At 51.3% G+C, this 21,756-nt stretch carries 22 protein-coding genes; 7 read left to right on the top strand and 15 right to left on the bottom strand.

The window, feature by feature from the left end; translation table 11 throughout:
- Positions 1-186 precede the first annotated feature (186 nt).
- A complete protein-coding gene (locus tag IEV97_RS14960; RefSeq protein WP_229733967.1) occupies positions 187-948 on the top strand; it encodes a YiaD family glycine zipper/OmpA-like lipoprotein in 762 nt (253 codons plus the stop codon).
- A gap of 322 nt (positions 949-1,270) precedes the next feature.
- The gene (locus IEV97_RS14955) at positions 1,271-1,936 is read left to right on the top strand and encodes a YiaD family glycine zipper/OmpA-like lipoprotein (protein WP_188502278.1); all 666 of its coding nucleotides are present in this window, start codon (positions 1,271-1,273) and stop codon (positions 1,934-1,936) included.
- Positions 1,937-2,000: 64 nt separating this feature from the next.
- Here the strand turns inward: IEV97_RS14955 and IEV97_RS14950 are convergent, their stop codons facing one another.
- Together IEV97_RS14950 and IEV97_RS14945 are read right to left on the bottom strand one after the other, a co-directional pair.
- Complete coding sequence (locus IEV97_RS14950; protein ID WP_229733966.1) at positions 2,001-2,663, bottom strand: DUF2238 domain-containing protein; 663 nt, start codon at positions 2,661-2,663, stop codon at positions 2,001-2,003.
- 89 nt (positions 2,664-2,752) lie between these two features.
- The gene (locus IEV97_RS14945) at positions 2,753-3,445 is read right to left on the bottom strand and encodes an MBL fold metallo-hydrolase (RefSeq protein ID WP_188502277.1); all 693 of its coding nucleotides are present in this window, start codon (positions 3,443-3,445) and stop codon (positions 2,753-2,755) included.
- Between the two features lie 193 nt (positions 3,446-3,638).
- Here IEV97_RS14945 and IEV97_RS14940 point away from each other — a divergent pair, with 193 nt between their 5' ends.
- Entirely contained in the window at positions 3,639-4,346 is a 708-nt protein-coding gene (locus IEV97_RS14940; RefSeq protein ID WP_188502276.1) for an endonuclease III domain-containing protein, read from the top strand.
- A gap of 70 nt (positions 4,347-4,416) precedes the next feature.
- Here IEV97_RS14940 and IEV97_RS14935 read toward each other — a convergent pair whose 3' ends face one another.
- The 5 genes from IEV97_RS14935 to IEV97_RS14915 all read right to left on the bottom strand — a co-directional run bounded on the left by IEV97_RS14935 (position 4,417) and on the right by IEV97_RS14915 (position 8,892).
- Positions 4,417-5,658, bottom strand: a complete 1,242-nt coding sequence (locus tag IEV97_RS14935; protein ID WP_229733965.1) for a serine hydrolase — start codon at positions 5,656-5,658, stop codon at positions 4,417-4,419.
- A 242-nt stretch (positions 5,659-5,900) separates the two neighbouring features.
- The gene (locus IEV97_RS14930) at positions 5,901-6,419 is read right to left on the bottom strand and encodes a GNAT family N-acetyltransferase (RefSeq protein ID WP_188502274.1); all 519 of its coding nucleotides are present in this window, start codon (positions 6,417-6,419) and stop codon (positions 5,901-5,903) included.
- A 91-nt stretch (positions 6,420-6,510) separates the two neighbouring features.
- On the bottom strand, positions 6,511-7,041 hold the full coding sequence (locus IEV97_RS14925; RefSeq protein ID WP_188502273.1) for a hypothetical protein: 531 nt from the start codon (positions 7,039-7,041) through the stop codon (positions 6,511-6,513).
- Between the two features lie 84 nt (positions 7,042-7,125).
- Entirely contained in the window at positions 7,126-7,896 is a 771-nt protein-coding gene (locus tag IEV97_RS14920; protein WP_188502272.1) for an arylamine N-acetyltransferase family protein, read from the bottom strand.
- A 96-nt stretch (positions 7,897-7,992) separates the two neighbouring features.
- A complete protein-coding gene (locus IEV97_RS14915) occupies positions 7,993-8,892 on the bottom strand; it encodes a S66 peptidase family protein (RefSeq protein WP_188502271.1) in 900 nt (299 codons plus the stop codon).
- 163 nt (positions 8,893-9,055) lie between these two features.
- Between IEV97_RS14915 and IEV97_RS14910 the strand changes: the two genes are divergently transcribed.
- On the top strand, positions 9,056-10,588 hold the full coding sequence (locus tag IEV97_RS14910) for an AbgT family transporter (protein WP_188502270.1): 1,533 nt from the start codon (positions 9,056-9,058) through the stop codon (positions 10,586-10,588).
- 95 nt (positions 10,589-10,683) lie between these two features.
- On the opposite strand, the gene IEV97_RS14905 is transcribed toward IEV97_RS14910, so the two are convergent.
- The 3 genes from IEV97_RS14905 to IEV97_RS14895 all read right to left on the bottom strand — a co-directional run bounded on the left by IEV97_RS14905 (position 10,684) and on the right by IEV97_RS14895 (position 12,871).
- Entirely contained in the window at positions 10,684-11,286 is a 603-nt protein-coding gene (locus IEV97_RS14905) for an outer membrane beta-barrel protein (RefSeq protein WP_188502269.1), read from the bottom strand.
- 171 nt (positions 11,287-11,457) lie between these two features.
- Positions 11,458-12,387, bottom strand: coding sequence for a hypothetical protein (locus IEV97_RS14900; RefSeq protein ID WP_188502268.1), 930 nt, complete (start codon positions 12,385-12,387; stop codon positions 11,458-11,460).
- A gap of 85 nt (positions 12,388-12,472) precedes the next feature.
- A complete protein-coding gene (locus IEV97_RS14895) occupies positions 12,473-12,871 on the bottom strand; it encodes a RidA family protein (protein WP_188502267.1) in 399 nt (132 codons plus the stop codon).
- A 467-nt stretch (positions 12,872-13,338) separates the two neighbouring features.
- Here IEV97_RS14895 and IEV97_RS14890 point away from each other — a divergent pair, with 467 nt between their 5' ends.
- Complete coding sequence (locus IEV97_RS14890) at positions 13,339-14,322, top strand: radical SAM protein (protein ID WP_188502266.1); 984 nt, start codon at positions 13,339-13,341, stop codon at positions 14,320-14,322.
- Between the two features lie 296 nt (positions 14,323-14,618).
- On the top strand, positions 14,619-15,140 hold the full coding sequence (locus IEV97_RS14885; protein WP_188502265.1) for a gamma carbonic anhydrase family protein: 522 nt from the start codon (positions 14,619-14,621) through the stop codon (positions 15,138-15,140).
- Positions 15,141-15,189: 49 nt separating this feature from the next.
- Here IEV97_RS14885 and IEV97_RS14880 read toward each other — a convergent pair whose 3' ends face one another.
- The gene (locus tag IEV97_RS14880; RefSeq protein WP_188502264.1) at positions 15,190-16,527 is read right to left on the bottom strand and encodes a hemolysin family protein; all 1,338 of its coding nucleotides are present in this window, start codon (positions 16,525-16,527) and stop codon (positions 15,190-15,192) included.
- A gap of 181 nt (positions 16,528-16,708) precedes the next feature.
- Complete coding sequence (locus tag IEV97_RS14875; RefSeq protein ID WP_188502263.1) at positions 16,709-17,020, bottom strand: hypothetical protein; 312 nt, start codon at positions 17,018-17,020, stop codon at positions 16,709-16,711.
- Between the two features lie 402 nt (positions 17,021-17,422).
- Here IEV97_RS14875 and IEV97_RS14870 point away from each other — a divergent pair, with 402 nt between their 5' ends.
- Positions 17,423-19,636, top strand: coding sequence for a cytochrome c biogenesis protein CcdA (locus IEV97_RS14870; RefSeq protein ID WP_188502262.1), 2,214 nt, complete (start codon positions 17,423-17,425; stop codon positions 19,634-19,636).
- Positions 19,637-19,824: 188 nt separating this feature from the next.
- On the opposite strand, the gene IEV97_RS14865 is transcribed toward IEV97_RS14870, so the two are convergent.
- From IEV97_RS14865 to IEV97_RS14855, 3 genes are all read right to left on the bottom strand, one after another.
- On the bottom strand, positions 19,825-20,433 hold the full coding sequence (locus tag IEV97_RS14865) for a superoxide dismutase (RefSeq protein WP_188502261.1): 609 nt from the start codon (positions 20,431-20,433) through the stop codon (positions 19,825-19,827).
- Positions 20,434-20,521: 88 nt separating this feature from the next.
- Positions 20,522-20,971: a nucleoside deaminase gene (locus IEV97_RS14860; RefSeq protein WP_262890299.1), complete on the bottom strand. Its 450-nt coding sequence runs from the start codon at positions 20,969-20,971 to the stop codon at positions 20,522-20,524.
- Between the two features lie 93 nt (positions 20,972-21,064).
- On the bottom strand, positions 21,065-21,619 hold the full coding sequence (locus IEV97_RS14855; RefSeq protein ID WP_188502260.1) for a hypothetical protein: 555 nt from the start codon (positions 21,617-21,619) through the stop codon (positions 21,065-21,067).
- Between the last annotated feature and the right edge of the window lie 137 nt (positions 21,620-21,756).

Here is a 21,756-nt window from a genome sequence, read left to right as displayed (position 1 = left end):
AAATATAAGCTGGACGAGGGCAAACGAACCTTTTCGGCTCATGAAAGTAATAGTTTGGGTAAAGCACAATATTGTGCCTAATTTTGGCATTAGTATTGCGAAAGCACAAAAGCAACGCAATGCGCAAATGTATTAACCAATACGACTATCAATCAAAAACCATTTTTTCAAATTTATCAAAAGACTATGAAATTAGTAAAACTATCGTTGACATCGATGCTGGCTGTAACCATGCTGTTCACTTCGTGCCAGACTACGGCTCCTACCACTTCTGGTACAGGCGACACGTCTACCACAACAGGTAACAGAACCGATACCAGCACAACTGGCCAGGAAAAGACAGGTATGAATAAAACTACCAAAGGCGGTATCATTGGAGCGGGCTCCGGCGCTGTAGTAGGTGGTATTATCGGTAACCGCATGGGCAACACAGCGGCGGGCGCCATTATTGGTGCAGCAGTAGGTGGTGCCACAGGTGCCGTGATCGGACGCCGTATGGACAAGCAGGCTGAGGAGCTGGAGAAAAGCATGGAAAATGCCAAGATCGAGCGTGTAGGCGAGGCCATCCGCATCAACTTTGACTCAGGTATTCTGTTTGCCGTGAACTCTGCCGAACTGAGCGCCAAAGCCAAGAAAGATATTGACGGCCTGGTAGCAACGCTGCAGAAATATGAAGGCACGAACATCATCATCGAAGGCCACACCGACAACACTGGTAGCCGTGAGCTGAACCAGGGGCTGTCAGAACGTCGTGCGCAGTCTGTTGCCAACTATGCCCGCACCAAAGGGGTAGATGCATCACGCATGCAGGCAAAAGGCTACGCGTTTGACCAGCCAATTGCTGATAACACAACAGCTGAAGGCCGTTCGCAGAACCGCCGTGTGGAGGTCATCATCATCGCAAGCGAGGAGCTGAAGAAAGCTGCTGAAAGCGGTGAGATAAAGTAAAGTATCAGGTATAGCACCTGTACTGAAGCGCCTGCCGGGTATACCTGGCAGGCGCTTTTTTTGTGCAGCAGATTTTAACGGGAAACTCCTTTGGCAGGCTCCTAAAGCCATTTATATAGCGTCTTTGAATATTCTTCTGTTGGTTTACGTATATACTTTGCCTAATGTAAGGTACCAGTAGGGTGTAGCTAATATGTTATATAATAAGAGGTTATGCGTATTGGCTAGTATAACCGCTATATGCAAATACAACATTTTAATGCATTTGGAGTATTAAGGGCTTAATCTGACAACTATAATTGAAAATTAAAAAACGAAGACAATGAAACATATCAGAATTTATTTGGCAGTACTTGCCGTATTCGGTTTATTATTTACTTCCTGTAATGCCAGCCGCACGGCCAAAGGCGGTGCCATAGGTGCCGGTAGTGGTGCCGTAGTGGGTGGTGTAATCGGTAAAGTGGCTGGTAACACGGCGGCTGGTGCCATTATTGGTGCAGCAGTAGGTGGTACGGCCGGTGCTCTCATTGGTCGCCACATGGACAAGCAGGCGGAGGAACTGCGCCGTGACCTCGAAAACGCCAAGGTAGAACGTGTAGGGGAGGGTATCAAAATTACCTTCGACTCAGGCATCCTGTTCGACGTGAACTCTGCCGAACTGCGTTCGAATGCGCAAACGGACATCCAGCAACTGGCTACTACGTTGAAAAAGTACGAAGACACGAACATCATCATCGAAGGCCACACCGACAACACTGGTAGCCGTGAGCTGAACCAGCGTCTGTCGGAGCGCCGTGCCGAGTCGGTGGCGAGCTATACCACCCAGCAGGGTGTTTCGCGCAGCCGCATCACCACACAGGGCTGGGCTTTTGACCACCCGGTAGCCGATAACTCCACCGCAGCCGGCCGTCAGGCTAACCGTCGTGTAGAGATTGCGATCTTTGCAAATGAGAAAATGAAGAAAGCCGCAGAGCGCGGTGAGTTGTAGTAACTAGGCAAACGAATAGAAAGCCCGCTATACCTTTCAGGTATAGCGGGCTTTTTTTGTAACGCTACCTTTTAGAGGTTTCAGGTTGCTTGCGGTTGCGCAGGGTGATGGCAAGCCCGATGGCTATGACGGCCCCGAGAAAGGCGAGCGCCATGTCTTTCTGCGCATCCCAAATGTCGCCTTGCATGCCCAGATAGGCCATGCCCTGTTCATCCCCCTCGTACACAAGGTCGGCCACTACCCATTCCACGATCTCGTACACGGCGCTCAGCGACAGGACAAGCGACAGCGTGAGCACACTGCTTAAAAACACGCTCAAACTGAAGCCGCGTCTGGCCACTTCATACAGCGGGTAGGTGAGCATGAGCCCGAAACCGAAGTGCACCAGGCGGTCGTAGTGGTTGCGCTGGAAATTAAACTGCCCGCTTATCCACTCGCCAAAGGGGTTGCCGGCATACTGGTAGTGGCTGCCGTACACGTGCAGCATCATGAACAGGAAAATCAGGGTATAGCTGGTGTCGGTGAAGCGGAAGATGTTGTAAAAGGCCGCCAGCAGGATCAGCACAGAGAGCGAGAGCGAGTTTTCGAGCAGCCAGTTGAGCAGATCCGGTGTGGTAAAGCCCGTGTATGCCAGGAAACCCACAAAAATGGCGGTATAGGCAATGTGCAGCGGCCTGCGCAGGAAAGACAACTTGTTCTCGGAGCGGAAAGTCATTGTAAACGTCATGTGCCAACGGGTTTAGTGCGAGACTAGAGCATTAACCTTCATTTGATACACATGTTTTGCGTAATTGGATACAAGCTTTCCGAAAAGCCTCAGGCCAACAGGTCTTTTTGGTAGAACACCAGTCTGATCGGGTTATCGGCCGGGTTCTGGGTTGGGTCGCAGTGGTAGCCGAACATCTCCACGCCGTTCATGTAGGGGAGTAGCTTTTTGTAGAAGGTGTGGCCTGTGTTTTCGGGGTTGAAGGTGATGTCGTGGTACACGCAGGTATGGAGCGCGGGCATGCGGCTCAGTCTGTCGAACAGCACATCAGGCTTGCCCAGGTCTCCGGAGTACACAATGCGTTTGTCATCTTCCTCGAAAATGTAGGCAAACGACTGCAGCCCCTCTGAATGCATGCCATAGGTGTCGATGGCCCTTATACCTTCAAAATGCTCAAGCGGCACAAATTCAGCGTACTTGTCCGGGTCCTTCACCTGTATTTTCAGGAGCTCGTATACCTGCGACTTGAACTGATCGGTTGGGTATAGGATGATGGGCTTTGGCGCTTTGTCTACCACATGCTTGTGCAACAGCAGGTTGGCCAGGCTACCACAATGGTCGTTGTGCAAATGTGTGAGCAGGATATGGTCTACCCGATGCAACAGGTTCTTGTGCACCAGCGTCTGGTATACCGTAAAGCCGCAATCGAGCAGGACACACTTTCCCCGCACCGTCACCAAAGCGGCAGAGTTCAGGTAATCGATGTCAAATGCCCCTCCTGTTCCTAGGAATTTAATTTGCATAGCGTGAAAGTTAAGGCCGGTTCTGGCTGAGACTAAAGGTATAGCGGGAATCGAAATAAATTGTTGTAATATAATACAATTTTTCCGATCAAATGTTTGAACATGCATACTGGCCCTTCACAGCAGATTTTCACGGTAACACCATCCGCACAAAGCCGTTAGTTAATTAAGAACAGGCTAACCCACGTGCGTTATGGAAGGATACGAACTGCCCGCTGAGGAGAAAATAATGATTACCCACGAGCTGCTGAACCAGGAGTATAAGCCCCTGACGCTTGACCCGCGCCGCAGCCACATGCACGAGCTCATCTCGACCATGCTCTCGCACCGCACCAACCACAAGGACGAAGAGAAAGCCTTCTATACCATGATGGAGCGCTTCGGTGACTGGGAGGGCGTGATGAACGCACCTTTTGATGACCTGGCCGATGCCATCAGCACGACACGCTACCCGGGGCAGAAGGTGCCACAGATACAGGAGACGCTGCGCATCATCAAAGAGGAGCGGGGCGAGTTCAGCATCGATTTCCTGGAGCATATGCCGGTGGAGGAGGCGCTGGCCTGGCTGACGCGCCTGCCGGGCGTGGGACTGAAAACGGCCACGCTGGTGCTGCTGTTCAACTTCAAAAAACCGGTGCTACCCGTCGACACGCATGTGTTCCGGGTGAGCCAGCGGGTGGGGTTGATCGGAGCCAAGGTGACGGCCAACAAAGCCCACGACATCCTGCTCGACATGCTGCCCAAAGACGCCCTGGTGCTCTTCAATTTCCATAAGCATCTGCTCAAGCATGGGCAGAAGATTTGCACCTGGTCCTATCCGAGATGCGAAAAGTGCGTGCTGAACGGTATCTGCAATTACTACAACCAGGTGCGGGCAAAAGGGATTGATAAGGCCGCTTGAAGAAACTTATACCTTGTAGCGGTCTTCAACCAAAAGGCAGGTATAGGTATAGCGGCTATACCTTGTAAACTTAGTTATCCACTTCGCTCAGCACAGGCCGGGTATCCTCTTTGTCGCGCTTTTCATACTGTACCTGAAAGGCAGTCAGGTCGGGTTTGTACTTGCGTTCTCTTTTCAGTTCGTGCTGGTAAATGATCTGGCCCAGGTGGTAGAGGAACGGGTAGCCGAGGGTGTCGTAGTCATATTTGCCATCGTTCAGCACCTCGTCGCTGTTCACATAGACCGTAGCCGTGAGCATGTACTCCACCTGGTTTTCAAAGTCAGCCACGTACGACACATCCGTCAGGAAGCCATAGGACCAGCCCACTTTATTGAACACCCGGACATGCTCTGGCATGCGGTGCGTGCTGTCCCGGAAGAAGAACTTCACATAGCTGTCATAATAAAGCGCGGTGTCGTATTTGGGGTAAGATGTCTCGGAAGGGTACTGCGACAGGAAGCGGTACAGGAAATCGTAATCGTCTTGGGTGAGCTTGAACCGCTGCTTTTTAGGTACCGACTTAGGGAACATCACCGACTGCAGTAACTGTTGCAGATCCTGCAGCGGCAGTTTGTTGTGTGCTGTAAAATCAAAAGGCCCCTGTACCAGGGTGTCGCGGCTGTCGTAATGGGCCTTGCCCAGTTTGATGACCTGGCTGAAATCAATGGAATCGGTGTTGTACAGCGGTGGTTGGGAATACTTGGTGCTACCGTCCTCATTCAGAAAGCGAACGGGGTTCGAGTGGCGGTTTTGCTCTGTGGTAAAGCCCATGAACTGCCGCACGATGCGGGAGTCTTTGTAGCCTTTTCGTTGGAGGCTCCGGTTGATTTCCTGTTGCCCTACGAACTGGTACAAACGGTTATAAGGATCGTTCTCGCTGATCAGCAAGGCCCGCTTGATGAAATGCGCGATGGAGGGAAGTCCAGTGGCCGAAGTAGCGTCTGTGTAAAATGATGTTTGCCCCACCTGGCTGCTGTCGAAAACAACAGGCGTATGCTTGTCTATCCCTTTTTTCCGGAGTGTGTTGAGTTTTTCCAGCGCCATGAAAGCCAGTGGCAACTTTACCGTAGAGGCCGGGTTGAAGTAAAGATCCGGGTCGTAGTTAAAGTAGTGGTTCTTGAAAGAAGGCTTGTTGTGCTTGTCGCGGTTGATCTCGGTATAGATGATCTGCACGCGGTATTTCTCCGGGTCGCCGAGCAGGTTGTTGACACTGTCGTTGCCTGCTTTTGTCAAAAGCTCCTGCAGGAATTCGTCGGTTCTTTTCTGTGCCATGGAAGGTTGAAGGATGCAGAGCATCAAAGCTAAAAGAAGTATACGTTTGGTCATAGGATGCCTGGAAGTTGTTCAGATTATGTGATAGATGCTCTCCCCGAACAGGGGTCATCATGTTTTGCTGGCTTAAAGAACAGCGCGACGCTAGCCATCAGTTGGTTTTAAATCGGCAAAGTGTTTCCGCTGCCAGGTTTCGGATTTCGCCGTGCCTCTAGTGTGCCTTCTTAGCAGGGCCCATACCTTTACAAATGAAGTTTCATCATGATATCGGTCTGCTCGTCATCACCAAGTTTGAAAACATGCTTGTCGAACTCGACAAAGCCATTTTTCTTATAGAACTTGATTGCCCTTGGGTTTTCTTCCCAAACGCCCAGCCAAACGTACTCGGCGTTCAACTGCCTCACCATTTGAATCGCATGATCATAAAGCAATTGACCCACACGTTTCCCGTGATACTCTTTCAATACATAAATCCGCTCTATTTCAAGGCCGCTGTCGTCTTTCAGTTCCGTCTGTGCCTGGCCGGAATTTAGTTTTAAGTAACCGACTACTTTATTATCAATTATCGCGAAATAGAATTGAGAGTTGCTGTCACGGAGTTCGGCCGTCAGTTTTTCAACAGACAATCCTTCATCCAGATATTTTTTCAAATTCTCCGCTGTATTCCCAACTGAGAAGGTCTCGGAGAAAGTCTGTCTGCTGATTTTTTGCAGTTGAGCAACGTCACTTAGGGTAACTCTTTTTATAGCGATGTTATCCATTCTGTTTTCGGACCTTGTGTTGAGGTTGGCACTAACGTTACTCGTGCATAGTATGGGCAAGGAGTAGCTGCAGCCTATATTATGCACTTTGTTATGTAGTTTTATTCTTAGTTACACCTGCTTTTCTTTCAGTTAATTCCCGTATAGCCGCTTCCAGTTTAGGTAAGTCGTTCTCGTTTGTTCTGAACTTGATCTCGTGAACTGTTTTGCCTTTGTAAAGAATCATCTTATCATAGCTGAACTGGAAAAGCATATCAGCCTGCCACCAGATTTCTCTTTGGGTTTTGTCTTTGTCTTCTCTGATGATTACTACTTTGTCCAGATGATTCAAGTCATGCTCTTCTTTAAAAAAGAATGGTCTTAGGAAGTAGAACTTAGCTAACCCGTTTTCTAGATGTACCACGCAGTCGTAGTAGCTAACCCACACATGTAGTATAAGTCCTGAAAGGATACCCAAACCTATTGCTAATAGAGTGTTTTCTAAAAAGTACCCAAGTAGTAGAGATAGAACAACCACTTTGAGAATAAGAGAATAAGTGTTAGCTGGTATACCTGTTTTTACCATTCTGTAATTTTTATACTGCACAACTACTATGTAAATATCACCATGACGTTTATCCACCTAATTTAGCAAGTTAGGCGGAATAATCTTGTCCTGCCATCCCCAACATTTAGCCTTGCTTTTCCACCGCATACCAGAGTCAAGCTAGTTATTGTAGCCGGCTGGTTTTACCCCAAAATATTTCCACAGGTATACCTCGTGCTCAGTTGCGTCTTTCAGCGTGATTTCTTTGGTAAGGTCACCTTCTTTTATCTTGAGTTTGTTTTCTGTGAGGGTGATGCGGCCTTGTTCGGTGGGAAGCGTGATCATGCTGCGCTGCCTGAAGTGGGAACCGGGATCGGTCTGGTGAAAGTGGCACATGCCGGCAAATTCATCAAACGCCCTTGCTGCTTTCCGGAAGATGTATTCGGGCCGGGTCTCGCCGTTCTCAATACGACTTACCCGGTAATAGTCCTCATCATACTTGTCGACGACGTAACTGCCCCGCGCATCAGCCTGTACCTTGTTTAACTCAAGCTTCAGCGGCGCAAAACTAAATTCCCCGAACCCGACATCGGTCAGATACTCTTCTCCTGCTATCGTCACCAGCAAGGCCAGATGATCATACTCCGGCGAGTAGGTGCCTTCGCTGCCGGAAAAGACTTTTGCAGAAATTCGTCTGACATCGAAACCGAGTGCGGTGAGTAATTCAAAGTACAAGCCGTTCAGCTCGTAGCAGAACCCGCCCCGCTTCTGAAGTACCACCTTGTCAAAGATCTTTTCGACGTCCAGCTCGATGGGGACGCCGCTGTGGATGTCCAGGTTTTCAAAAGGAACGGCTAACAAGTGGCGCTTCTGTAATTGCTGCAGCACTTCAAGGGTTGGATGCAGTTCCCCTGTGTATCCGATGCGCTCCAGGTAAGCGGTGTAGTTCATGTGCTTTGATGTGATGTTGTTTAATTAGACTTTGTGCTCACTGGTACATATGTTCTGCTATACCTGATACCTCCCTTTTTGCCGCCGAAAGTCTGATCAAGTAATATAATCGTATGTCAGCGATGTGCCCTGATCGGTTACCTCCAGCCTCGCTTTTCTGCCGCAAACAAGCGCCAGGTTATCGGGCTCGTGGCCGGTCGGGAAGCCGTAGCAAACGGGGTAGTTGTACTTGCCGCTGTGCTCAGCGATGATCTCGTAGGCATCCTTGCCGAACGGAATGGCGTTGTCTTTTATGTCGCTGAAATGGCCGACGATAAGGCCAGAGAGGTCTTTCAGCTTGCCGGCACGGTCGAGGTGCACCATCATGCGGTCGATGCTGTAAAGATATTCGTCCACGTCTTCCAGGAACAGTATCTTACCCTTCGTAGTAAAGTCAGAACTGGTGCCGGAGACATTGTGCAGAAGCGCCAGGTTGCCGCCGATCAGCTGGCCTTCGGCTATACCTGTGCGGTTAAAGGCGTGGGGGGCGGCGCTGTAGCTGAGCTTCTCCCCGAAGAGGACGCGGCGCAGGCTGTCCAGCGCTGCTACGGTGCCTGTCGGGAAGAGCAGGGGCATGATGCCGTGCACGCTTTCTATACCTAAGCTGTGAATGTGGCACAAAAGGGAGGTGATGTCGCTGAAGCCGACTATCCATTTAGGGTGCTTTTGGAACTGGCTGAAGTCAACCTGGTCGAGGATGCGGGTGGTGCCGTAGCCGCCGCGGGCACAGATAATGGCTTTGATGTCGGGGCGGTCGAGGGCTTGTTGCAGGTCTTGCAAACGTAGCGCATCATCGCCGGCAAACACACCGTACTGCGCCCCTACTGTCGGGCCAACCTCCACTTCCAATCCCCAGCTTTGTAGTGTTTCGATGGCTGCGGCTATGTCTTCGTGGCTGATGAGGCGGGCGGTGGCGATGATGGCGATTTTGTCGCCGGGCTGCAGGGGTGTGATCATGGGGAAAGTAATTTTTGATGATGAACGAAGGTATGGTTTTTTGCTAAAATTTGCGAGGCTGCAAATTTTTGAACAATTTCGGAACCCCGTTTGCTACGGCCTTGCATGCCTGGCACCTATACCTGAACAAACGCTGCGCGGGCGGGAACCTAAAAAACCTTTTATGACGCAAATCAAAACAAAAAAGTCAGGGATTGACAGATTCCTGTCGGTGGTGGAACGTATCGGTAACGCCCTGCCACACCCCGCTACGCTCTTTGCGGGCTTCGCGCTGCTCGTGATCATCCTGTCGTGGGTAGCCAGTTTGTTTGACCTGGCGGTAACGCACCCGGGCACAGGCAAGATCATAACACCGGTTAACCTGCTCTCCACCGAGGGTCTGCACATGATCCTGACCCGCATGGTGACCAACTTTACCGACTTCGCCCCGCTGGGCACGGTGCTCGTTTCCTTGCTAGGTATAGGCATAGCCGAGGGTACAGGCCTGATCGGTGCAGTGCTGCGCCTGGTGGTGCTGTCATCGCCAAAGCGACTGCTCACCTTCGTGATTGTATTTGCCGGCGTTTTATCGAACACGGCTTCTGAAGTAGGTTATGTATTGCTGGTGCCACTGGCGGCAGTAATCTTTTTGGCAGCTGGTCGCCATCCGCTGGCGGGTCTTGCTGCCGCTTTCGCAGGCGTGTCGGGTGGCTACAGCGCCAACCTGTTGCTAGGCACCATCGACCCGCTGCTGGCTGGTCTGTCAACAGAGGCCGCCCGCATCATCGACCCGAACTATACAGTGAACCCGGCTGCAAACTATTACTTCATGTTCGTCTCTACTTTTGTTGTGGCAGGTTTGGGTACCTGGGTGACGGAGAAAATCGTGATTCCGAGACTGGGAGAGTATACGGGTGATGAAAAACCGCAAAGCATCGACCGACTCAACAGCCAGGAGAAGCGTGGTTTGCTGTATGCCTCTATTGCTATTGCGCTTTCGACGGCTTTTGTGCTTGGTGGACTGTTGCCAGAAGACGGTTACCTGCGCAACCCTGAAACGGGCGAAATCCTCAACTCACCGTTTATGTCAGGTATAGTGGCCTTTATCTTCCTGTTGGCAGCCATCGGCGGTATCGCGTACGGTATCGGTGCCAAAACCATCAAAAACGACAGCGACGTGATGCGCGGCATGTCCAAATCCATGGAAACGTTGGGCTCTTACATCGTGCTTGTGTTCTTCGCCGCGCAGTTCGTGGCCTACTTCAACTGGACCAACCTGGGTTTGATTTTAGCGATTAACGGGGCGGATGTACTGACAGCAATGGGCCTGACCGATATTCCGCTGATGATTATGTTCATTTTGGTGGCTGCCTCCATCAACCTGATTATGGGCTCTGCCTCGGCGAAATGGGCGATTATGGCTCCCGTATTTATCCCGATGTTTATGCTGATGGGCTATACACCAGAGTTCACGCAAAACGCTTACCGCATCGGTGACAGCGTAACCAACATTATCTCGCCGATGATGTCGTACTTCGCCCTGATTGTGGCCTTCATCCAGCGCTACGATAAAAAAGCAGGTATAGGTACCGTTATCTCGACCATGTTGCCATACTCCATCGCATTCTTAATCGGCTGGATAATCCTGTTCATTATCTGGATACTACTGGGCTTGCCTGTGGGTCCTGGTTCTGAAATGTACATGCCGCAGCCGTAACAGGTAGGTTAGTAAAACAAAACAGCCGGTGCAGCTTTATACCTGCACCGGCTGTTTTGTTTTATCCGGGGTAAGCTCGCAGTTCCAGATGATACCTAGAACAACTTCAGACCCACACTCACCAGAATCTGTTTATTGGCCAGATCGTAATTGCTCTGATTTGCTGGGTCATCGTAGCTGCGGTTAATGCGCTCGTAGCGAACGTCCAGGGTCAGACGCTGTATGTCGAGGCCTACACCTGCCTGGTAGCCCCAATCGGAGTTCTCCATAAAGCTCTTGATGTTCTGCCCGTCCTGTCGCGCGCTCAGCAAGGTAGAGGCCACCGGGCCTGCTTGCAAACGCACCACGTTGCCCAGGCTTATACCTGCCATAATGGGCACGTCGAGACGGTTAAACTTGATGTCAGCCACACGGGTGGCAAGCGTAGCGTTGGGGTTAGATTCCAGGCGGCCGCCGGTCTGCGTAAACACGGCTTCGGGCTGCACAAATAAACCCAGGATGTTGATGCGGGCAAAAGCACCGGCATGGTAACTGGTCACAGATTCTTTTTTGGCGTACTCAGCGGGATTGCTGGTCACATCGTGTACGCTCACACTCGACGAGCCTACACCGGCCTTAAGACCACCCGTCAGAAACTGCGCTTGTGCTGCCGTACTAAGGGCAAACAGCGCGAATATAGTCAGCACTAAATTTTTCATAGCTATCAGATTAAATTCTACATGGTTAAACCTTGGCCAAAGCGGCACAGGTATAACGAATAATCAATAGCCTTTTAGTACGTAACCGTGTGAATATAGGGTATAGTATGTCTTGTTATAGGATTAATTTTATATAATAATCATCTTCGTATTTAAATTTGTCACATTTGTTTACTCAAGGGAAACAACGCTTACCTCGTCCGCTTCCTGATCTGCTTGGTTATTGGTAAGTTGTGCGGCCTGCGTCTCTTTCCAGAGTGCCCGCAACCGTTTGTGAAAGCGCTGGTCTCCGCCATTTTCGCTTGACACAGGAAAGTTGACGAAGGTGCCGTCTTTCAGCTCCAGAAACAATTGGCTGTCTTCCAAAAAAGAGGGGTCCGCACGGAAAGTGATATTCTGGATAGAGTCGAAGGGCATGAGGAGGGCAGGTTCTTCCCATGAATTGTTGTAAACGACCACCTTCTTGTCAGTAAAAAAATAAAAACCGTCTGTAAAGTCGCTGAAGGCATCCGAGTACCAGTATTGGATTTGCTCATTGGGGTCTACCAAGCCTTCATCGGTTGCAAAACTCACATATTTCGCTTTCAGCTGTTTGCCGGGCACTACCTCGGTACCCGGGCCGTTAGCAGCGATCACCATTAGCCAGATAAAGAGACCCAACACCAGCACACCGAATCCTGTCAGCACGTACAAGGCCACGCTCCGTTTTTGAGTGCCATTCTCTAGTTCGGCAAGACGTTTGGTATGGGCATGTAGCTTAAAGGCAGAGATAGTACCCATCAGGTAAAAGTACCCAAAGATCAGGGTGCCCAAACCAAAAGGAAAAGCCCCGCTATATGCAGAGACGATAAATTTTGAAAGTACAAAATATACCAGAAGGCCCAACGCGCTGAACCTGCCTTTTTTGTATATACCATACGTGAGTGCGGCGATAAGTGCCGCGTCAAGCAGCGTCCATGTATTAAAGCCTGAGCTATACCTGAAATCTTCATTGTAGCTGCCTATCAGCGAAGCCAGTATGGTTAAAGCTGTAGAGATGATGCCTAAAACCCATGCGTTGCGGATATGCTTTTCCGCCTTTTCAATTTCGTGCTGTTCCATTGCTCCCTATACCTGTAAATGATTGATGCGTGTAAATACTAGTAATCTAATATATAGAAAAATTGATTTACAGCATAGGGCACAGTTATTTTTCTAACGTGGTCTGCAGTATAGCCGTGGCCTCTATCTCCACGAGTTGCTCTGGTCTGATAAGGGCGTTTACCTCTACCATGGTTGAGGCGGGCTTTATGTTGCTGAAGTATTCACCGTGGGCACGACCCACAGCTTCCCATTGGCTGATATCGGTCACGTAGATGCGGGTACGCACCACATCCTGCATCGTGGCGCCAGCTTCCTGCAAGGCCTTCTCCATCTTCTGGAGGATGAACCGGGTCTGTTCGTAAGCATCGCCTATACCTATTACCTGGTCGCCATCCATAGCCGTCGTGCCTGCTACTTCAACCACGTTGCCCACACGTACTGCGCGGCTATACCCAATGGTGTTTTCCCACACTGCGCCGGAGGAGATGTTCTGTCTTTTCATAGTCGGAGGAGTTTTTAAAGTTAGAAAGTTAAAGAGTTAGAAAGTTGTGATGTAGTGATGCTGCAGTATAACGTCATTTCCGTGCATAAACCAATCTGAACGTTCCCAATCTAAATGGTTTTCGGACATCTGCATCTAAATGCTCTTCCGGACATCCCTGTCCGGAAGCATTTCTGCCGGGGACATCTGTGTCCCCGTATACCTGTAAAACCGTCACACGGGGATTAGGAAATCCCCGACAGTGGGGGTAGGTGCCCTCTCTAAATCCTCGGGATTGATAGACCCCGAAGAGCCTTTTAGAAGGCGTAAACGTCTGCAGGGACAGGACGCCACCTGTCCGAATCGCGCTCCAACAATCCAACAATTTAACAATTAACAACCAACAATTTAGTAATTTAACAATACAGCTCCCAGCATACCTGATACTCGGGCAGAATCCTTAATTTTGGGTAAACAACTGCCCCCGGATGCGTCTGAGATCGAAACCTGTGCTTTGCAACTACTACGTTACCTACCGCTGTAACGCAAAGTGCTCGTTCTGCGACATCTGGGAGAAGCCATCGCCTTACATCACCCTGGAGGACGTAGCCCAGAACCTGCGCGACCTGAAAAAGCTGGGTGTGCAGGTAATCGACTTCACAGGCGGGGAGCCTCTGCTGCACCGGCAAATCGACCAGATGCTGGGCATGGCGCACGACATGGGCTTCATCACCACGCTCACCACCAACGGAATGCTCTACCCCAAGCTGGCAGAACGACTGAAAGGCAAGGTAGACATGCTGCACTTTTCGCTGGACTCAGCCCACAAGGAAGAGCACGATACCGGCCGTGGCGTGGCCTGCTACGATTTTGTAATGGAGTCAATACAGGTGGCCAGGCAACTGGGCGAGCGGCCCGATATACTCTTCACGGTTTTCCGGCACAATCTGGACCAACTGGAAGAGGTATACCGCACCATCACGCAGCCCAACAAACTCATGCTGATCATCAACCCTGCCTTCGAGTACAACGAGGTGGCCGTAGGAGAGCAGCTCACAGAAGAGCAACTAAACTACCTGACGGCTTTCGGAAAGCGCAAGGGCGTATACCTGAACGAGGGCTTCGTGCAGCTGCGACGCGACGGTGGCAACAAAGTGGCGGACCCGGTTTGCAAAGCGGCCAGCACAACGCTCGTCATCTCCCCGGAAAACGAACTGGTGTTGCCTTGCTACCATTTGGGCACGAAAAGCTTCCCGATACAAGGCAATCTACGCGCGCTATACCTGAGCCAGGAGGTGGAGGAACTAAAGCAACTGGAGGGGCGTCTGCCAGCCTGCGAAGGCTGCACCATCAACTGCTACATGCAACCCAGTTTCGCCGTAGAAATAAACAGATACTTCTGGAAGGCCCTGCCCAGCACACTGAAGTATAACCTGAGCAAAGGGACGTGGAAGAGGTTGTTGAATTGTTGAATGGTTGAATTGTTGATGGTTGATGGTTGAATTGTTGGTGAACGATTTACCCACCCCTGCCCCTCCGAGGAGGGGATTTCGGTGCACGATTTGGGCAGGGAAGTCGGTGCGTGATTCAGTCAAGTATATTGGTGTGGGACTTGGGCAGGTATAGCGGTGCATGATTGTTGGAGCGCGATTCGGACAGGTCGCGACCTGTCCCTACAGAATTCTCAACTTTTAAACTTCCCTACCTCCATACTCTCAAACTCCTAAACTTTCTAACTTTTTAACTTTCTAACTTCCAAACTCAAAATATGCCAGTTATACTACCTGTAAAAGGAATAAGCCCGCAGCTGGGCGAGGATTGCTTTGTGGCTGAAAACGCTACCATTGTGGGCGATGTGGTGATGGGCCGGGAATGCTCGGTATGGTTCAATGCCGTCATTCGGGGCGATGTGAACGCGATCCGGATTGGTGACAAAACCAACATACAGGACGGTGCTGTGATTCACTGCACGTACCAGAAAGCCGCTACTACCATTGGCAGCAACGTATCCATCGGGCACATTGCCATTGTGCATGGCTGCACTGTGGAAGATAATGTACTGATTGGAATGGGATCCATCGTGATGGACAATGCCCTGGTGCAAAAGAACTGCATTGTGGCGGCGGGTGCCATCGTGCTCGAAAATACGGTGTGCGAGTCGGGCTACATCTATGCCGGTATACCTGCCAAAAAGGTAAAGCAACTCAGCCAGGAGCAAATCGAGGGGCTGGACAAGGTAGCCAACAACTATGTGATGTACAGCGGCTGGTTCACTAATCCGGAGGTATAGCTGTACCTGAAAAAAACAAAGGCTATACCGGGCAGGTATAGCCTTTGTTTTAATGGTTTGGTTCTTCTGTCTGCGGCTCTATCTGGGAGTGAAAGTCTTCCTTTACTGTGAAGAGCACCCATTCTACGCGTCGATCCGATTTGTCAAGTACTCTGATCTGGTATTCGTTAAAATCAGTGGCCTCGTTCAAATCGTCAGGTATGTGGCCGTAGAGCATGGTTACAAAACCGCCTATCGTTTCATAGTCTTCGCCTTCGGGTATCGGAAAGGGCAGGTAATCGTTCACATCCGAAACAGGGGCTCCGCCGTTCACACGATATTCAAAGTCACCTATACGCTCCACAATAGGCACCTCCTCATCGTATTCATCCTGAATTTCGCCCACCAGCTCCTCAATGATGTCCTCTATGGTCACGATGCCCGACACCCCGCCAAATTCGTCGGTAACGATGGCCATGTGCATGTGGCGGCGCTGGAACTGCTGCAGCAGGCGCGGGATCTTTTTGGTCTCCGGCACAAAATAGGCCGGGCGCATCAGCTTCTCAATAATGATCGGTTCATTCAATCGCATCAGGCTCAGAATGTCTTTCACGTAAAGCACGCCGACAATATTATCGATCGAGCCGTCGTAGACCGGAAGTCTGGAATAGCCCTCCTCGAAAATGATCTCCATCAGCTCCGGCTCCGGTATGTTCACGTCGATGGCCACCATGCGGGTACGGGGCACCATGATCTGCTTGACCATGCGCTCGTTGAACTCAAACACGTTTTCAAGAAGTTCATGCTGCGAGTCGACCAGCAAACCACCCTCGGCGCTTTGCTCAAAGAGCAGGCGCAGTTCTTCAGGCGAGTGCACCTCGGAGCCATGCACCGGGCGTATCCCCATCGAGCGCAGCACCAGGTTGGCAAATCCGTTGAGGATCCAGATAAAAGGCCTGAACAGGTAGTAGAAAAAACGGAGCGGCAGTGTAATAGCGAGCGTAGTGGCCTCGGAGCGCTGAATGGCGAGCGACTTAGGAGCCAATTCACCAAACACAATGTGCAGCACCGTAATGATGGCAAAGGAGATCGGCAGCGCTATTCTGTGGGCCAGTTCTACGCTTCCCTCGTAGCCAAAGAAATTCATCACGTTGATCACGATCTGGGACACCACACTTTCGCCTATCCAACCCAGTCCGAGCGAGGCCAGCGTAATGCCGAGCTGCGTGGCCGAGAGGTAGGCGTCGAGGTGGGTGAGCATGTGCTGGGCCAGCCTGGCCATCGAGCTGCCCGCCTGGGCCCGCAGTTCAATCTGTGAGGCGCGCACCTTCACGATTGCAAACTCAGCCGCCACAAAGAAGCCGTTGAGCAATACCAGAAATATAGTGAGTAAGATGTTTAGGACCATAGTGTGTTACGGCACGGTTTGCTTCCGGCTGCGTAAAATTAAGCTAAATTACGTGTTTTTAATATATATGTACGTGCTATTAACGAGAATCAGAATCTGCGCCCCGGCATAGGATGGCAAAAGGCCAAAACAAGAAAAGGTGCCACAGGGCACCTTTTCTTGTTGATACATCTTCAGTTGGCTAGTATTGAACCTGCATGGCGGGTGCCTGGGCGGTGTTAAACAACTCGCGGGCATTTTCCGGAGAAAGCAACGGCATGAAGATAGCCCTGGCCTCTTCTTCGGAAATTATTCTATAATCATGCTCTGAAGAAGCATCGAGGAAGGGATTGCAGAAGGAGTATATGAATTCGTCTGATAAAGTGCGGTACACAATGTGGAAATTGTGCCTCCCATCGCGCGCCAGCTTGATCGCCTTAAAAGTAGAACCAAGCTCTCTGCCGCAGACAGTTTTAATGGAGGTGGATTCCCGTGGCTGAAAGTTTGTATTCATAGTTTTGGAAGTTAGGGTTGCTGATAACTGATATAGAATAGACGTTCAGACGAGGTGTAAGATTCCGTAGAAGTGCCCATCATACCTCTGATATCCGTGAACGGTAAGTAATACAGGGTGAACGTAAGTGTGTTGATTATCAGTGTCTTGGTTTGCTTGCATACAGCTTCTGAAGACAGGTATGTGGTAAAGCCGCCAGTTTGCTGGCCTGTCTGGAAACAACCCGCCGTTGCTTTCTGTTATTCATGCCACTGAGGGCGGCATTGGCAGGGCATTGCGGGTCATCTGTCTTTAAGGCTGGAACGATGCCGCTGTACAGATGGGGCTTTCGTCCAAAATTTGTACTTTTGTAGTGGCGCCTTCGGGCGCCTGTGATCTTAAGCATTAACTAGGCATACCCTTATGAGAAATAATTTGAGGCTGGCGCTTCGCCTGCCCTGGCTGCTGGTGTTCCTGATGACTTTGGCAGCGCAAACGGTGCAGGCACAGGTACTGAAGCCTGCTTCCTGGAGCTACGATGTTTCCAAGAAGGAAGTCAAGGTAGGTGAGGAGGTCGAACTCATTTTCAATGTTAAAATAGACAAGGATTGGTACCTCTACTCATCTGATTTTGATCCGGACCTGGGCCCGATGGTGACGGAGTTTAAGTTCGAAAAGCACCCGTCCTACCAACTGGTGGGCAAGATCAAGCCTGTAAATCCCAAAAAGAAATACGACGAGCTGTGGGAGGGAGAGTATACCTACTTTGTAGGCACCGCCCAGTTCAGGCAGAAAGTAAAGGTGCTGCAGCCCGATCTGGTCGTGAAAGGCTCTTACGAGTACCAGGTATGCACCGACATCGACGGCAAGTGTATTCCGTTTGATGATGACTTTGCCTTTACCAATGCGCAGATCAAAGTAACAGCCGCCAGCGGCTCGGCAACGCCAACCTCTACGCCTGCCCAAACACCAGCTGAAGCCATAGAGCAGGCTCCTGAGCAGGCCACGACCCAAGCCACCGCCCCGGATGGTGTGGATACAGCCGAGCCGCCCACTCTAAGTCAGGACTCCGTACTGGCCGCTGAGCAGGGCCTGGAGACTGAAGGAACTGCCGAAACCGTAACGCCCGCCCTGATCGATTTTTCAAACGAAGATGCGTCCGGAGGAAACATCTGGACGTTTATGCTGATCGCTTTCGGTTCCGGCCTGGTGGCTCTGCTCACGCCCTGCGTGTTCCCGATGGTGCCCATGACGGTGAGCTTCTTTACAGGCAGTAGCCAGAGCCGGGCGCAGGCCATCGGTAAGGCCCTGCTGTACGGGATCTCCATCATCGCCATCTATACCGTAGCCGGTACCGTGGTTGCCAAGCTGTTTGGGGCCGACGGGGCTAACTTCCTGAGCACGCACTGGCTGCCTAACGTGCTCTTTTTCGCTGTGTTCGTGATTTTCGGCATGTCTTTCCTGGGCTTGTTCGAGATTACGCTGCCAAGTTCCTGGCTGAACAAAGCCGATGCGCAGGCGGATAAGGGCGGTGTTCTGGGCGTGTTTTTCATGGCTTTTACGCTGGTGCTGGTGTCCTTTTCGTGCACGGGACCGATCGTGGGCAGTATCCTGGTGGCTTCTGCCGGCGGTGAGACGCTGCGCCCGGTCATGGGCATGTTCGGCTTCTCGCTGGCTTTTGCCTTACCGTTTACCCTGTTCGCCATTTTCCCGTCCTGGCTGAGCAGTCTGCCGAAGTCGGGTGGCTGGCTTAACTCCGTGAAAGTGGTGCTGGGCTTCCTGGAACTGGCCCTGGCGCTTAAGTTTTTGAGCATTGCCGATCAGGTATACCATTGGGGCATCCTCGACCGTGAGGTATACTTGGCGCTCTGGATCGTTATTTTCACCCTGATGGGCTTCTACCTATTGGGTAAGCTCAAGTTCGCCCACGACTCGGATCTACCCTACATCAGCGTGCCGCGCGTTTTCATGGCCATCGCGACCTTTGCTTTCGTGGTATACCTGATTCCGGGTATGTTCGGAGCACCGCTGAAAGCTTTGTCTGGTTACCTGCCGCCGCAGTCCACCCACGACTTCGATATCAACGCCCTGGTGCGCCAGAGCGGTGGAGGAAGTTCCGCGCAGTATACCTCCACTAACCAACTCTGCGAGCCACCGAAGTATGCCGATTTCCTGCACCTGCCGCATGGCCTGCAGGGCTACTTCGACCTGGAGCAGGCCAAGCGCTGCGCCGCTGAGCAAGGCAAGCCGATCTTTATCGACTTCACGGGCCACGGTTGCGTGAACTGCCGTGAGATGGAGGCCAACGTGTGGTCGCACCCCGAGGTGCTGCGCCGCCTGCAGGAAGATTACGTGATCGCTGCCCTCTACGTGGATGACAAGAGCGAGCTGCCGGAAAGCGAATGGTATACCAGCGAGTACGACGGCAAAGAGAAAAAGACCCTCGGTAAGAAATACGCCGACTACCAGATCACGAAGTTCAACGTAAACGCCCAGCCCTACTATGTGCTGATGGACGAGAACGAGAACGTACTGGTAAAGCCAATTGCCTACGACCTGAGTGTGGAAAACTTTGTGAAGTTCCTGGATGCTGGCGTGGAAGCATATAAAAGCAACAAGCAAGTTGCGAAGAAGTAATAAAGACCTCGCGGTGTGCGCAGCTCCCGCGAGTGTCTAAGCTAACAGTCCCGACTATACCTATACCTGTTTGGTCAAAGCCGATCTGTTAGACGCTCGCGGGTCTAAAGACACCTCGAGGCCTGAGAAACAAGAAAGCCCCACCTTTTCAGGTAGGGCTTTCTTGTTTTTGAGGTATCAGGTATACCTTACTTCGCTTCGTTATAGCGACGGGTTACTTCCTCCCAGTTCACCACGTTCCAGAAAGCGTTGATGTAGTCCGGACGACGGTTCTGGTAGTTAAGGTAGTAGGCGTGCTCCCATACGTCGAGGCCCAGGATCGGCTGGCCGCCGCAACCTTCTGCGAACGACATCAGCGTGTTGTCCTGGTTAGGCGTAGAGCAGATTTCCAGCTTGCCGTCTTTTACGCACAGCCAGGCCCAGCCAGAGCCGAAACGGGTAGCCGCCGCAGCATTGAATTTCTCCTTAAACTGGTCGAAAGAACCAAAAGTGGAGTTGATCGCGTCTGCCAGTTCACCGGAAGGCTGACCGCCGCCGTTTGGCGACAGGATTTCCCAGAACAGGTTGTGGTTGTAGTAGCCACCGCCGTTGTTGCGAACCGCTTTGTTGTCCTCCTTCACATTTTGCATGATCTCCTCGATGCTCATGTTCTCCATCTCAGTACCCGCGATCGCCTTGTTCAGGTTGTCGGTGTAAGCCTGGTGGTGTTTTGTATGGTGGATTTCCATGGTGCGCGCGTCAATATGTGGTTCCAGCGCGTCGTAGGCGTAAGGTAGTTTCGGTAATTCGAAAGCCATAGTTTTATGTGGTTTTATATGTGAATAATAGCATGCGTACAGATTTATGGGTGTACGTATGCGTTTGAAATGCGAGTTTCAAAGATAGCTATTTTCTTTTGGCTGCAAAGAAAGAGGCCATCAGCTCGGCACACTCCTGCGCCATTACGCCGCTTACCATTTCGGTCTTGGGGTGCAGCAGGTTGCCTACTCTCCTATACCCACGCTTGGGCTCAGATGTTCCGTACACCACCCTTTTAAGCTGTGCCCAGTAGCTGGCGCCCGCACACATCACGCAGGGCTCCACTGTTACAAACAGCGTGCAGTCGTTGAGGTACTTGTTGCCCAGGTACTCGGCTGCCGCCGTGAGCGCCAGCATTTCGGCGTGGGCGGTCACGTCGTTCAGCTTCTCGGTCTGGTTGTAGGCTTTGGCAATGATGCGGTTGTTGCTCACCACCACAGCCCCGATCGGGATTTCCCCCTCCTCAAAGGCGTAGGTTGCCTGCCGGTAGGCCTCCTGCATATAGTGGTCGTCGCTGTGTATAGATAGTAAGTCCACAGGTATAGGTTTAAGAGTTCGCTTTTCACAAGATACAAAAAAAAGGCCACTCCGGCAAGGGAGAGGCCTTTACGATCAGGTATACGGAGTAGTCTATTTTGTCTTTATCTTCAGGGAGCCCATCACCTCGCGGGCGGTGTCCTGCCAGTCGTTCTTCATCATGAAGGGCATGTGCAGCGAGAACACCATCAGCTGATTGCCCTGTACCGTGTAGAGCATGATGCTGTACTTCTGCACCGGCGCCAGGTGGCTGCCGCTGCGCTCATCGGCCATCACCGACACAAACTCAAACAAGATGTAGTCGCGGCCATTGATGTTGGCTACCTCGTCTCTTATAAAGTCCACTTTCGTGAAGCGCTCCAGCAGGTTGGCCTTGTACACTTCGCGGAGCATCTTCAGATCGTGCGCGCGAAACTGGGAGCGCTTCTGGGTCATGCTGAAGTCAACCTGACCGTTTGGGCTTGAGTAGACGGCAACCGGTCGGTTGGCAGCCGGGTACTTGCTGGCAATGCCCTCGTCATGGAGCGGGGTGAAATCGCGGGGCAGCATGATGCTCACCTCTTTGGTGATCTGGGTCTTCTTTAATTTAGTGTCGGCAAGCGTGACGCCGGCAATAAGAATGATAGCTAAGAAGGCTAGGTAGCGCATGTTCATAGGGTTGTTGGAGCAAAGGTATCAAATAATAAACACTGTGAGGGAGCGGTGCAATTATTTTGCCAAAGTCGAAGCAGTGCCTGATGTATACCTGTCGGGTTTATATCTGCTGTTGGTGGATGACGTTAGAA

Source organism: Pontibacter amylolyticus (assembly GCF_014638845.1).
Classification (GTDB): domain Bacteria; phylum Bacteroidota; class Bacteroidia; order Cytophagales; family Hymenobacteraceae; genus Pontibacter; species Pontibacter amylolyticus.
The sequence above is the reverse complement of the archived record's forward strand: the minus strand, read 5'-3'. Positions and strand labels throughout refer to the sequence as shown.